Raw genomic sequence first — 13,374 nt, 5'->3', positions numbered from 1 at the left:
ATTAAAATATGACGAAAATAAAAAAATACACAAAAAAAGACGGATCAACCGCCTACAAATTTAATATTTATTTAGGTATTGATCCGAAAACCGGAAAGAGAAAAAGAACAAATCGACATTTTGCAACTCTCAAAGAAGCAAAAGTTGAATTAAAAAAACTAGAGTATCAAGCGACACAAGGAATTACAGAACACAAAGAAACAAATATAACCTTTGAAGAGGTTTATAATGAATGGTTTGAGGGGTATGTTAATACTGTTCGTGAAAGTACATGGTACAAAAAGAAAAAGATTTTTGAAAATCACATATTACCGGCATTTGGCAAATATCGAATTAGATCAATCACTACTGCTCAAATACAAAGTGAGCTAAACAAATGGTTTAAGTCGACTACCAACAATTTCAAACCTTGGTTTTATTACACCAGTGCTATTTTCAAATATGCTATTCAGCAACAGTACATTACTGACAACCCAGCTAAAAGAGTTATCATGCCACGAAAAACTGAACATATTGAAAAAGAACCAAACTTTTGGAATAAAGATGAGTTGAAAACCTTTTTCGATTTTATTGATTCAAAAAAAGAGTTAGAACGTTACACATTGTTTAGAATACTTGCATTCACTGGTATTAGACGTGGTGAATGTTTGGCATTAACGTGGAATGACTTTAACAACACCGAAAACATTTTGCAAATCAACAAAACACTGACGCAAGGTATTGGAGGAAAGCAGATAATTCAAGACACAAAGACAATTAAGGGAACTCGTACCATTCCCCTAGATACAACCACAATTAAATATTTAAACCTCTGGAGAATTCAGGATCGCAAGGAATTGTTGAAAATGGGTTTTAATATTGGTAAAGGTTCACAGTTAATTTTTCATAGTAATACTAATCACTTTAAATCATTAAATACTCCAAAGAAATGGTTAGATTTAATAATGAAACGTGTGAACAGTGAACAAACTTTATTACACCCAATAACCATACATGGTTTTAGACATTCCTACGCAAGTGCATTGTTTGCCTCAGGAGCAACTATTAAAGAGGCTCAAACATTGTTAGGACATGAGGACGCTCAAACAACATTAAACATATACACTCACGTAACAGCAGATCAAAACAAAAAAGCAACGGAGAAACTTGTAAAGTTTCTTAATTTTTAATATGGTACCCAAAATGGTACTCAATGAAAAAAAACAAACCGTAAAAGCCTTGTAACCGTTGGCGTGTAGAGGTTTTAAAAAAATGGGGTTCGATTCCCCTCATCTCCACTTCCTTAGTCGTTCGTCGGCGAAGCCAACCTTACGACCGTAACGCAAGCGCAAACTAATTTTGTATTTCCTCAAAATTGGCAGGCGCTTACGTTCCTTTTACCAGTTGCATCAAGGGATTAATCTCTTGGTACAGCTGGTTTTTTATTTTACTTAGTTTCACCGAAATATCCAAAATTTAGCTCCCAGCACGGAACTTAAATCCCACAGACAAATTTGAAAACGTTTGGATAAACTCACCGAAGAATTAAATTCTAAGTACAACGATTATTAACCAAAATTAGTACGAAAAAAAGGTAATACCCAAGAAAATAAAATTTTTGGGTACTACCTTTTTTCATTTTAAAGCACAACAACATGCTTTCCATTATATTTATTAGATTCCAAATCACTCTGATCTTGACCAACACTTGCCAGTTCATGATAAACATGAGCAATCGGCACATCGATATTGCCAGCTGCAACACCATCAACGACGTCTTGCAAAATATCAGCTGGTAAGTCAGTTGATTCACCAGGATAACTAGTTAGGTGGACACCCTTGGGAATCATAAATGGTGAGAAATTATCATAAGTCCATTTACCAGCTAGAGCACCAGTGAAATATGTTTTGTCACCAATTTGAATTGGTTCCTCTGAATATTCTCTAAAAAAAACTTACATCAAATCAAATTTTTCAAAATGTTCCTTCAAATAATCGATAGTTAAACTTTGAGCTGTTTTGACTAAGTCTGTTGGTTTTCCGGCGGCCATTAGTTTCCCACCGGCAGCGCCACCTTTAGGACCAAGGTCGATCAAATAGTCAGCATTGGTCATCAGATCTAGATCATGAGTAATAATGATGATCGTAGCCCCTTGAGTTTTGAGCTTGTTCATTACCCCAAGCAAAGTTTGAACATCGATGGGATGCAAGCCAACGGATGGTTCGTCGAAAACGAACATTGTCTTGTCTTGCTTACCAGTTAAATGATTGACTAGTTTCAAACGTTGAGCTTCCCCACCGGAAAGTTCAGGAGTACTTTCACCGAGATGAAGGTAGTTCAAACCGATCTCATCGAGTAATTTTAATTGCTTTTCAATTTTGGGCTCTGATTTAAAGACATCGATGGCCTCTTTAACGGATAGATCGAGCAAGTCGACGATCGAATAGCCATGCCACTTGATCTGTTGGATCTCATCTTTATATCGATTACCGTGACAATATGGGCAAACTTCTTCCATGTCAGGTAAGTATTGAATGTCTAAAGAAATCTTTCCGATACCACCACAATGTTCACAAGCTCCTTGTTTACTATTGTATGAAAAATACGAAATACCGTACTTCTTAGCCTTAGACTCCGGTAAATCGGCAAACATGCGACGTAAATTATCCATGATTGTTGTATAGGTTGCCAAACTTGATCGAGTATTTTTACCCACCGGTTTGGCATCGATACTGACGACATGGTCTAAGTCAGTCGTCATTGCTTTAATTTGTTTGGGCAATGCTTGTTTCTTTTCTTTAGCTTCGATTGCTGGGACCAAACTATCCAAGATCAAACTAGTTTTACCAGCTCCAGAAAAACCAGTGATTGCGGTGATCTCGTTATTAGGAATTTGCGTTTTAATATCGTGTAAATTGAAATAATTATCGACCTCAAAAGCAGTGGAATGACCTTCAGCTTGTTTTTTGACTGGGACTTTTTCATTCATAATATTAGCTTTTCCGGAAATGAACGGTCCAATCAAGGAATCTTGGTTATTAACTAAGTCTTGCGGAGTTCCCTCTGCAATGACATTACCACCAGCATCGCCAGAACCTGGTCCGATTTCGATCACCCAATCAGCAGCACTAATAATATCGACCTCGTGATCAACTACAACTAACGAATTGCCTTGATCGATCAACTTATGAAAAATGTTGATCAAACCTTTGACGTTATCAGGATGCAAACCGATCGAAGGCTCATCCAAGACGTACAAAACACCAGTAGTTTCGGTCCGTAATGTTTTGGCTAATTGGATCCGTTGCAACTCACCAGTCGACAAAGTATTTCCATTTCTCGACAAGGTCAAATAATCCAAGCCAAGATCGAGCAATGGTTGCAAGGTGTCGTGCAAGTTTTTAAAAAGTATTCTCGCCATCGCTTGTAGCTCATCAGGCAATTCGCTCTTCGTTTGTTCTTCCCAAACGTGCAAACTACCTAGTGTTAGATCCGATACTTCAGCAATATTTTTTTCGCCGACGATCTGGGTCAATAGCTCTGGATTCAAACGAGTTCCATGACAAGTTGGACAAACGGAGAAATGGAAAAACTGATTGATCTTATTGATCGAGCGTTCACTCTTGACCGTCTTCAACGAATCGTAAACTGCCTCATAGGCATTTTCGTACAAAGTTTTATCAGTGTGGAAAACTCGACCGGTAGATGTGCGAAAATCGACTGAATATTGTTTTTTCTCGCCGTGAAGCACAATATCTTTTTGCTTATCGGTCAAGTCTTTGTAAGGGACGTCCGTGCGAACCCCTAGACTTGCAGCAACTGTCGGCATGAAATTACGACCTGGCAAGTGCCAAGAATCCACTGCTCCTTGATCCAACGTCAAGTTCTCGTCACCGATCAGTTTGCTTTCATCGAGTTCGCGAATCTTACCAGTACCGTGACATTGAGGACAAGCTCCGCCGGAATTGAAAGCAAAATCTTCGGCAGCCTTAGCCATAAACTCAACTCCACAGACAGGGCAAGAAATGATACCCATTCGGCTGTCAGCACCTCCGGGAAGGTCCATCGCTTGAGCAATTTTCAAACTAGGGGCGATCCAATGACCGTTTGGACAAACCGTTGAACCTAACCGTGAAAAAATCAGACGTACTACATTGAAGATCTCACTCATCGAACCAACCGTTGAGCGTTCGGAAGGTACTCCGGGACGTTGCCGTAAGGCGATTGCTGAAGGAATGTTTTTGACTTCTTGAACGTCAGAACGTTTACTTTGGCTGATCCGTCTTCTCGTATAAGTCGACAAAGCTTCCAAATATCTACGTGACCCTTCAGCATACAAAATACCCATCGCTAAAGAACTTTTCCCAGAACCTGAGGGACCCGAAATAGCGACAAATTTATTAAGTGGGATATTTACGTCAATATTTTTTAAATTATTGACCTTACCACCACGAACCATAATTTCTTTATTCATATTATTCCCCCTCCGAATTCAATGAATAGCAAATTTCCAATAATTTCTACCATATAATCATAGTGTAAACTATCCACTTGCAATATGAACAAGATAATACAAAAAAAGACCCTTAAATTGGGTCCAATGGAAGAAACATTTTAGGCAAAAAGAAAAGGCCGAACATCATCCTGATGTTCGACCCTGGGCAATCTTACAATTGAAACCTTGGAATGTGCAAAACTGCCACTTGTAAATAACAGGTAGGCTACCTGCAAGAGATTACTTTACAGGTTTTTGCAACAAATTACTAGTTAATTTTGAATTTAACTGATTTAATTTGTAATTTAATCAATCAACGCAGTCAATTCTGGCACCCGTTGATTTCGTTTCAACAAGTTTACCACCGTTTTGACCACTACTGCCCCAACGACGATTCCTAAAGCATTGGCAATCACGTCGTTAATATCACTCGAACGATTGATCAAGAATGCATGGGACAAATAATATTGGGCAATTTCGATCCAACTACCGACGAACAAGCCGATTATTGCTGTGTCTGAAAGAGAGATATCGTTAAAATATGCCTTGATAAACATCCCCAATGGCACCGTCAACAAAATATTTTCGAAAAAGCCTAATTCAAAAACGTCCAATTGAAACAAATTGACTTTCCCTATCCCTGCAGACATGACGTAAATTTGTGAGCCATCAAATGAGATAGGCGTGAAGACGATAATCTCTAGCAGCATTAAATAGACTACTCCGATCAAAGAAAAACTTCGATTCAACGTGGCAGTCTGCTTTTTATAAATGTTGATCGCACTGATCACAGTAAAAAATAAAATTAATGTTAATGGTACCCATCTCATAAGAATACTTCCTTCGTTTAAGTTTGTATTTGTTTCATTACTTAAACTATACTGAAGCTCCATTTATCTAAACTTAAAAAAGATTGAATATTTTATGAACATTAATTTCATATCAATTAATAAGGTATGATTGAAGAATAGTCTTAATGAGAGGTAGCCTAATGATATCAAAAGAAAAATTAGCAGAGTTCAAGAAAGTTACAAGTTCTGGCGAAATTTACGACAGTGCTGATGAAGACTTTCTCGAGTATCAACATAGTTTGGTCCAAAAGATCTTTGAATACAACCAAACACCGGAAACGCCCCAAGGTTTAAAAGATCGTGACAAGATCTTGCGAGAAGTCATTGGTACATATGGCGACAACTTGTACATCTTGCCACCGATCAATGCCAATTGTGGACTGTACAACGCCAACTTCGGCAAGGATATTTTTATCAATTACAATTGCAACTTTGTCGATGATGGTCGGATCAGCTTTGGTGAAGACTGCATGATCGGTCCGAACGTGACCTTTGCGACTGCAGCCCACCCTATTTCTCCCAAACTTCGGCTCAAGAAGATGCAGTACAACAAACCGATCACCATCGGTAAAAATGTCTGGATCGGTGCCAGTTCGACTATTCTTCCTGGTGTAACGATCGGTGACAATGCTGTTGTCGGTGCTGGAAGTGTCGTCACTAAAGACGTTGCTGCCAACACTATCGTTGTGGGGACACCAGCTAGGAAGTTGCGTGATATTACTGAAGCAGATGATCAGTATTACGATGGCGGAAAAGAAATACCACAAGAAATCAGAGATAAATATTTGCATTAAAAAAACCGCCTAAGATGGCGGCTTTTTAGTTTAATTCTTGATAAAGCTGGTCGACATTTGATTTGATCGTATCCCTTACCTGGTTAAAAACTTCCATAATTTCAGTTTCCGAACCTGTGGCTTGTGCAGGATCTGGCAAAGGCCAGTGGATCCGTTTGACCTCAGGCGGTGTCATTGGACACTTATCTTTGGCATCACCGCAAAGTGTCACGACCACATCGCAAGACATCAAATAATCTTGATCGATCAAAGTAGAAGTTTGTTGCGAAATATCGATTCCGGCAAGTTTCATGGAACTAACTGCCCGGGGATTCAATCCGTGCATCTCAACTCCGGCACTTCTTACCATCCAATCTTCACCAAAAATATCCTTCGCAAATCCTTCAGCCATTTGACTGCGACAAGAATTTCCGGTGCACAAAAAATAAATTTTCTTTGACATATTGTCTCCCATTTTTAGCTAACTAGTAGCCTTCTTTTGATGGCAAATACAGGTTTCATCTGATTTTAACAAATTATAAGTAAACAATGGCAACTGTTTAACAAATTGTGGATCAAGCGTGTAATTTTGCCACTTGCCATTTTTTTCAGCCGTAACGATGTTAGCATCTTGGAGGACTTTCATGTGGTGCGACAAAGTTGGCTGTGTAAAATCAAAGTTTTCCAAAATTTCACAAGCACACATGGTTCCACAGGACAAAATATCAATGATTTTCAATCTGTTTGCATCAGCCATGGCTTTGATCATCTTGGCATTTTTTTGATAATCCAACTTTCTCCCACCTACTTTTTTTTAAAAATTTTAATGGACCATATTTTGTTCGAAGTCAGGTACCCACTGTTCCACAGCGTAATTACCTTGTGAAATATCAGCGACCTTCTCGATCCACTCGAGCTCTTCACTAGCTCGAACGCTTAAAATATCATTGGTCGTTTGAGTAGCATACATACTTTGGTTTACTAACCACCAAGTATGAGCTATTTTAGCTCGATCAAGGTCTTGATTCAACCTGACTGATTCATAAATCGGTGTCGTTTCTGGCAACGTCACGGTTAAAACTTCAGTTTGTTGTTGATCTTGCAAGCGTGGTAACAGCTTTTGAATGGATTCAGGAACTTCGCCAGAGGAGCGTTGTACCTCGTGAGCATAATTTTGAGTCGACTCTAACAACAGTAAAGTATGACCCGTTGGTGCAGTATCGATAACCACGATTTCATCTTGAGATTGATCAACGATTCGAGCAAAAGCTCTAAAGACCGCTATTTCTTGCGTACAAGGTGAACGTAGATCTTCTTTAACGTAGTCCAGGTTGTCATCATCCATCGATTTACGTGCTTTAGAAATGACCTCATTTTGATAGTCTGCCAATTCTTTTTGCTCATCAATGTGACTAACGGTAATACCAGTCTTGTCTGGTAAATAAAGATCGATGTGATCGGCCGGATCCGTCGTTGCTAATCGAACCTTTTTACCTGCTGCGACAAATTTTTTGGCAATTTTAATGGCCACGGCTGTTTTTCCAACGCCGCCTTTTCCCATCGTAAAGATAATTTTCTTATTAGTTTTAATATAATCGTCAACGATATCTTGAAGATTTTTAAAATCGAGTTTTTCGGCAGGCATTGGAGCGACCTTAGGTTGTTGCTGGTTCAACAGTGTACGGATATTTTTAACTCCCATCACATTGTAGGGACGAAGTGGAACGTAAAAAGTCTTCAAGTGATGCAAGATTTCTGGAATATTTTTCAGATCATATTGTTGTTGATGGAAAATTTCTTGTGAGACGTCATCATCAGCCTCTTCCAAAATTCCGTTGATGATCAAGATGTGATGATCGATGTTTAATTTTTCTAGTTCGGTATACGCACGTTTTGATTCGATCAATGAAGCTCGCTGTGGCCGACTGACGATGACGATAGTCGTAGTCTTGCCATCATTGAGCGTTTCTACAGCATGCTCATACATTTGTTTTTTATCACCAAGACCTGACAGCTGGCCTAAGCATGAAACACCAGTCGTGTTTTCATCTAAATAATCATTCCAAGCCGATGGTAATTGCAACATCCGCAAAGTGTGACCGGTCGGTGCAGTATCGAAAATGATGTGATCGTAGTTTTCTTCGATCGTTTGATCCGTCAAAAAGTTGGCAAACTCGTTGAAGGAGGCAATTTCGACGGTACAAGACCCTGACAACTGTTCTTCCATATTTTCGATTGCACTATCAGGTAAGACGCCACGATAAGGACCGACGATACCTTCACGATATTCAGCAGCTGCTGTGACGGGATCAAAATTTGCGACCGACAAATTAGGGATCCCAGTAATCGGTGTCGGTTTATTCGTCAGTTCCATTTGGAAAACATCTTGTAAATTAGAAGCCGGATCTGTGCTGACTAACATGACTTTTTGGCCTCGATCAGCCATATTCATTGCAGTAGCACAAGCAACGGAGGTTTTACCTACCCCGCCTTTCCCAGTAAAAAATAAATACTTAGTTAAATTGAGATCAGAAGGATCGTATAAATCCATTTTGAACACCCCTTTTCAGATGAATTATTTACTTACTGCATCAGCGTTTTCGTTTTTAAAAACAACACCAGTGTATTGAGTCAATTCATCCTGGGTAGGATATTCGCCCACTTTGACTACCTTTCCATCAACGATAGTAATTGGCAAAGCATCTTTTCCATCTTTTTTGATGGCATTTAAAACATCAGGATTTTTAGAAAAAGTAGCCGGTTCATCTGATAGACAGTGACGTTTAGCATCAACATCCACCACCTTTTGTAATGCTTCAAAGGAATTAGTGATCATCAACAAAGTCTCATCGACAGATGGTCCACAAACTCCAGTTGGACAACACATAGCTGGTTCGAACAATTCTATTTTTTTCATAATTCTTCCCCTTTGCTTTGAAAAATTTACCGATCAAATAGGATACATAGATACCTATCTATATAAAATATAACTGGTTTTGGGTTGGAATTCAATAGAATTGGTGAAATAATTCACTAATGCTAACACTATTTTATTAGTGCCATTCGTTGTTGGTTCTACTTAACGAGGAATGTAATTATAGACTATTGACTAGTATCCATGAGATTTGTCCTTGGTAATCCCCTTCTTCAACTGAATTATCAGTCTGTAACTGGATGCCTTGATTATTTGACCATTGATCAACAAGGTTCCAAGTTTCAGACTTATCAGTCGCCTTTATTGCATGACCAACCTCAACTTGGTCATTTAACAAGTGCCGATTGTTATTTTTATCAACAAAGACCATCTTTCCGTTAAACCGCAAGCCAGTTTTAGTATTAGTCAAAGGACTTGCTTGAGCAGATACACGCCAATCCGAGCCTCTTTTCCTGGTGTCTGTAACATCCACCTTCCATATTCCTGACCGAGGGACTAATTTATTACCACTGGTACCGTTAATGGTTGCAAAACTAACATCGTGGGTCCGGTAACTAATTCTTACGTTTCCTCCGACATTTATGAAAACAGTTTTTGTACAAGTAAAAGTTTGTCTGCCATCCGTTTCTTCCGTCTTAATAACGACCGTATTTGTCCCTTCTTGCAGTTGGCTTTTAGGAATTGCAATCTTAGTAGGAACATAATAAGATGTCTCTTTTATAAGTTTTTGTTTAGGTAAGGATGTGCCATTTACACTAACACTTAACGAGACTCCTGAAAGATCGTTATTAGGCTTATTGTTCCATACATAACAATTTATCAGCGAATCATCAGGAACTTGTGACATCTCTTGATAATCTATTTGCTCCGGATCAACTCGCATGTTCAATGCATTAGAAGCAATTCTAAACTGAGGCGACATTCCGTCTTTTATTAAATAATCACCTTCAAATCTTGCAAGCTGTCCGGAGACAAAATTCGTTTTTGAAACTGGTTTTACCCTTGTGATTATATGCAACGTAGCTTTATTATGCGATGGAGTCAGTGATTTTCCAATATGATAAGTAAACTTATTCCCACTCATAGGATTAGTTTTAACTTCCTCAACTGGATCACCATCATTGTAGTCAACATAGGACGATAGGTACTCCACTTCGGACGACAAATTAATATTGGCAACAATCTTGTCCCAGTTTTTGATACCAGACTGGTAGTTTAAGTCATAAGTGAAATCCAGTGTATCACCCGCATTTGCAGATGGGTAGAAAGTGGAATTTCCCTCAGAGTTTTCAAGATTTTCACCAACAATCGTTCCAGTAGATCTATCAAAAATTTGCATGTTCAATTCAGCATTTACAAACGATGGTATCGATTCAAACACTATCAAGTTATTCTCGGAAAATTCACCTGTCGATCCTGTAAATCCCCATCGTAATTTATGGCTATTTTTAAGATCAAAAACACTCAAATCGATTGCTGAACTGATGGTTACCTGTGCATGTTGTATATTTTTGTTTTTATCTCGATCATCAAAAAAGCAATATAACCTTTTTGTATTCGGATTCCATTTAATTGTAATGTGATGCCAATTTCCATTGGCTAAATACTGATTATCAACTGTCGTATTCCTATTGTGAACCATTCGATAGTACAACTTTCGACTTCGGTTGGAATCATATCCAGATAAGTGAGGTTCATAAATTTCGGGGTTTGCTGGATAACCAAGTGATATGTGTTGTCCTTGTTTACCCATGTCAAACGAAATTCCCAAATTATTAAGATCAATAAAATTTGCCGAGTTATCGGGATAAGTATCAAATTCTAAAGCCAGACTTTTTTGGATAGCCATAGAGGCAATCTTTTTTTTCAATGTAATTCCATCGTTCGTTGAAAAGCTTTCTCCATTTTCATATAACTTGTTGTTAAAATTCGGACCCCATACCCCCATTGCCTCACCGGTTCCTAATCTTATTTTCTCATCTCCCTTATCTTCCTTATACGTCGAAATTGCACCGACACCTCTAGGGTCATTTTGAAATACCAATGCCATACCGTCTCCTACATGTGTAGGAATATCCCCTACAGAATTATCACCCTGTTCAAAATTAGATTTTGAGTGACCGAGGTAAACCCACATTGACATGGTCTGAAATAAGGTAGGATCAAAATAATTATCTTGGTCTGGATTTCCCCAGATTGCTCCTAATTGTCTGATTGAATTATTTACTAACAATAAACTGGATCCATCATAAACATTATTTTTATGTGAAATAACTTTCGCGGTGTTTAGTATTTGTCCTGATGGAAACTCACCTAATTGAAAATAGTCTTTCAACGGTAATCCATCTGGTGCACTTTCGACAGCGTGTTGTAAATCATCCTTATCACCTGTAGTTTCTTCTAAATCTCCTAAATGTGCATCATCTATGAATGGTAATTTGGTTTCTTGAGCAAAAACGGTCTTAGTACTATTGCCAATCGAAAATACTAGTAATACGATAAAAACATTTAACAAAGCTGTGTAGTATAGGACTTTCCGAGTGGTAGTGCCATCAAAACGATGTTTGAGATGGTTCATCTAATCCCTCCAAAAGTTATTTTGGTTCAAATTATACTACAACTTTTATTCGATTTATAAATTTATAATTTCATAATATATTCAAATAATTTTATGATAAATAGCGTTTATCCTGATTGTTTTTATATTTTTATCCTTATAATTTTAAAAACATTTTTTCATATTTGAGTAATTTCTGTTTTCTTTTCTTGCGATAATTAAGAACGAATAAAGCTGCTACCTGACCCCATGGCAGATTTAATTCATGCTATAAACTTACATTGCTTTTGTACAAATATTTACTATGTGCCATTTGTGTAGTTATTTTAAATATTGGGATTATAGAAGGTTACGAATATGGAAGAAGAAGAAACAATCTCATCTGGAAAAAATGAGTTATCCAGAAGTTTAACTGGTAGACAAGTTGAGATGATTGCTATCGGTGGTGCCATTGGTACTGGTCTCTTCCTTGGTGCCGGTAAATCGATTCACTTAGCAGGACCAGCAATATTGTTAGCATATTTACTAACTGGTATTATCTGTTTCTGGATCATGCGAGCACTCGGGGAACTACTTTTATCCGATTTGAAATATCATTCTTTTGTCGAAACTATTTATGATTATTTAGGCAAGCGAACCGCGTTTGTCATTGGTTGGTCCTATTGGGCTAGTTGGATTGCCATTGCAATGGCTGAACTTACCGCCATCGGGGTTTATATCAAATTGTGGATACCAAACTTGCCCCAATGGGTACCAGGATTAATCACGTTGATTATTCTTGTTTGTATTAATTTGATCACCGTGAAAGCTTTTGGTGAAGTAGAATTCTGGTTCGCTTTGATCAAAGTTTTTGCCATCTTAGCTTTGATCGTTGTGGGTATATTCTTGATAATTTTTAGATACAAGACTTCCGCAGGAGTGGCTACTCCTGCAAATCTAATTCAAGACGGTGGCTTCTTCGCTCGCGGCTGGCAAGGATTTTTCATGTCATTACCTATGGTTGTTTTCGCCTTTGTCGGTATTGAGATGATCGGTATGACTGCTGCTGAAGTCCAAGATCCAAAAAAAATCATGCCTAAAGCTATCAACAGTATTCCTTTACGGATATTGATTTTCTACATTGGATCTTTAGCTGTTATCATGAGCATCTTCCCTTGGACCGGTCTGGATCCTTCATCTAGTCCATTCGTTATGGTCTTTAAGGAACTAGGAATCCAAGGTGCAGCTGACATCGTCAACTTCGTTGTCATCACTGCAGCTGCCTCTTCATGTAACAGCGCCCTCTTCACCACTGGTCGTATGTTGTCTGAATTGACCAGTCAGTCAAAGAGCCCTCGAGTTAATAAGATCAGCAAATTATCGATCCATCACGTGCCATCAATGGCAATTTTGCTCTCATCGATCTTGATTGCTCTCTCGACCTTGTTGAACATCATTATGCCAAACGATGTTTTCTCACTGATCACTGGTGTTGCAACTACTAGTTTCTTATTCATCTGGGGAACTATTATCTTAGCTCACTTGAAATTTCGGAAGAAACATCCCAAAAATACTTTCTTTAAAATGCCTTTCTCACCCGTCAGCGACTATATCGTGTTAGTTTTCTTTGCAATTGTAGCCGTGATGATGGTCTTTGAAAAGAGCACGTTGATATCTTTGATTTTCGCCTTGGTTTGGTTCAGTGGCTTGTTCTTCTTAAGTAAGAGACACAGTAATTTATCAAGAGACTTTTTAAATATGGATTAAAAAAAGCTATGGTGTTAAGAGTTCATACTCTTGATAC

At 38.2% G+C, this 13,374-nt stretch carries 11 protein-coding genes; 3 read left to right on the top strand and 8 right to left on the bottom strand.

Going from position 1 to position 13,374, the window contains the following annotated elements; all coding sequences use genetic code 11:
* Window positions 1-8 precede the first annotated feature (8 nt).
* Window positions 9-1,169 (top strand): tyrosine-type recombinase/integrase, encoded by a 1,161-nt coding sequence (locus EKM69_RS01630; RefSeq protein WP_125707456.1) that lies wholly within the window; start codon window positions 9-11, stop codon window positions 1,167-1,169.
* Window positions 1,170-1,619: 450 nt separating this feature from the next.
* On the opposite strand, the gene EKM69_RS01625 is transcribed toward EKM69_RS01630, so the two are convergent.
* The 3 genes from EKM69_RS01625 to EKM69_RS01615 form a co-directional block, all read right to left on the bottom strand.
* Window positions 1,620-1,829 carry an MDR/zinc-dependent alcohol dehydrogenase-like family protein gene (locus EKM69_RS01625; RefSeq protein WP_125707454.1) on the bottom strand — a complete coding sequence of 70 codons (210 nt, stop codon included), beginning with the start codon at window positions 1,827-1,829 and terminating at the stop codon, window positions 1,620-1,622.
* A gap of 105 nt (window positions 1,830-1,934) precedes the next feature.
* Window positions 1,935-4,454: an excinuclease ABC subunit UvrA gene (locus EKM69_RS01620; protein WP_125707452.1), complete on the bottom strand. Its 2,520-nt coding sequence runs from the start codon at window positions 4,452-4,454 to the stop codon at window positions 1,935-1,937.
* Window positions 4,455-4,780: 326 nt separating this feature from the next.
* Window positions 4,781-5,305 carry a VanZ family protein gene (locus EKM69_RS01615; RefSeq protein WP_125707450.1) on the bottom strand — a complete coding sequence of 175 codons (525 nt, stop codon included), beginning with the start codon at window positions 5,303-5,305 and terminating at the stop codon, window positions 4,781-4,783.
* 161 nt (window positions 5,306-5,466) lie between these two features.
* Here EKM69_RS01615 and EKM69_RS01610 point away from each other — a divergent pair, with 161 nt between their 5' ends.
* The gene (locus tag EKM69_RS01610) at window positions 5,467-6,120 is read left to right on the top strand and encodes a sugar O-acetyltransferase (RefSeq protein WP_125707448.1); all 654 of its coding nucleotides are present in this window, start codon (window positions 5,467-5,469) and stop codon (window positions 6,118-6,120) included.
* A gap of 25 nt (window positions 6,121-6,145) precedes the next feature.
* Here the strand turns inward: EKM69_RS01610 and arsC are convergent, their stop codons facing one another.
* From arsC to EKM69_RS01585, 5 genes are all read right to left on the bottom strand, one after another.
* Entirely contained in the window at window positions 6,146-6,562 is a 417-nt protein-coding gene (gene arsC / locus EKM69_RS01605) for an arsenate reductase (thioredoxin) (protein ID WP_125707446.1), read from the bottom strand.
* Window positions 6,563-6,580: 18 nt separating this feature from the next.
* Entirely contained in the window at window positions 6,581-6,892 is a 312-nt protein-coding gene (locus EKM69_RS01600) for an ArsR/SmtB family transcription factor (RefSeq protein ID WP_125707444.1), read from the bottom strand.
* 30 nt (window positions 6,893-6,922) lie between these two features.
* Window positions 6,923-8,650: an arsenical pump-driving ATPase gene (arsA, locus tag EKM69_RS01595; protein WP_125707442.1), complete on the bottom strand. Its 1,728-nt coding sequence runs from the start codon at window positions 8,648-8,650 to the stop codon at window positions 6,923-6,925.
* A gap of 24 nt (window positions 8,651-8,674) precedes the next feature.
* A complete protein-coding gene (gene arsD, locus EKM69_RS01590) occupies window positions 8,675-9,016 on the bottom strand; it encodes an arsenite efflux transporter metallochaperone ArsD (RefSeq protein WP_125707440.1) in 342 nt (113 codons plus the stop codon).
* A gap of 178 nt (window positions 9,017-9,194) precedes the next feature.
* Window positions 9,195-11,612 carry an L-type lectin family protein gene (locus tag EKM69_RS01585; RefSeq protein WP_125707438.1) on the bottom strand — a complete coding sequence of 806 codons (2,418 nt, stop codon included), beginning with the start codon at window positions 11,610-11,612 and terminating at the stop codon, window positions 9,195-9,197.
* Window positions 11,613-11,948: 336 nt separating this feature from the next.
* On the opposite strand from EKM69_RS01585, the gene EKM69_RS01580 reads away from it, so the two are divergent.
* Entirely contained in the window at window positions 11,949-13,337 is a 1,389-nt protein-coding gene (locus EKM69_RS01580; protein ID WP_125707436.1) for an amino acid permease, read from the top strand.
* Window positions 13,338-13,374 lie beyond the last annotated feature (37 nt).

Origin of the sequence: Companilactobacillus zhongbaensis (assembly GCF_003946515.1) — a bacterium.
In the GTDB taxonomy this organism is placed as follows: Bacteria; Bacillota; Bacilli; order Lactobacillales; family Lactobacillaceae; genus Companilactobacillus; species Companilactobacillus zhongbaensis.
The sequence above is the reverse complement of the archived record's forward strand: the minus strand, read 5'-3'. Positions and strand labels throughout refer to the sequence as shown.

Excerpts from the sequence above, each read along its gene's own strand:
- EKM69_RS01610 (WP_125707448.1), top strand. The coding sequence starts at position 5,467 with ATGATATCAAAAGAAAAATTAGCAGAGTTCAAGAAAGTTACAAGTTCT.
- EKM69_RS01620 (WP_125707452.1), bottom strand. The coding sequence starts at position 4,454 with ATGAATAAAGAAATTATGGTTCGTGGTGGTAAGGTCAATAATTTAAAA.
- arsC (WP_125707446.1), bottom strand. The coding sequence starts at position 6,562 with ATGTCAAAGAAAATTTATTTTTTGTGCACCGGAAATTCTTGTCGCAGT.
- EKM69_RS01585 (WP_125707438.1), bottom strand. The coding sequence starts at position 11,612 with ATGAACCATCTCAAACATCGTTTTGATGGCACTACCACTCGGAAAGTC.
- arsA (WP_125707442.1), bottom strand. The coding sequence starts at position 8,650 with ATGGATTTATACGATCCTTCTGATCTCAATTTAACTAAGTATTTATTT.
- EKM69_RS01625 (WP_125707454.1), bottom strand. The coding sequence starts at position 1,829 with ATGATTCCCAAGGGTGTCCACCTAACTAGTTATCCTGGTGAATCAACT.
- EKM69_RS01580 (WP_125707436.1), top strand. The coding sequence starts at position 11,949 with ATGGAAGAAGAAGAAACAATCTCATCTGGAAAAAATGAGTTATCCAGA.
- arsD (WP_125707440.1), bottom strand. The coding sequence starts at position 9,016 with ATGAAAAAAATAGAATTGTTCGAACCAGCTATGTGTTGTCCAACTGGA.
- EKM69_RS01615 (WP_125707450.1), bottom strand. The coding sequence starts at position 5,305 with ATGAGATGGGTACCATTAACATTAATTTTATTTTTTACTGTGATCAGT.
- EKM69_RS01630 (WP_125707456.1), top strand. The coding sequence starts at position 9 with ATGACGAAAATAAAAAAATACACAAAAAAAGACGGATCAACCGCCTAC.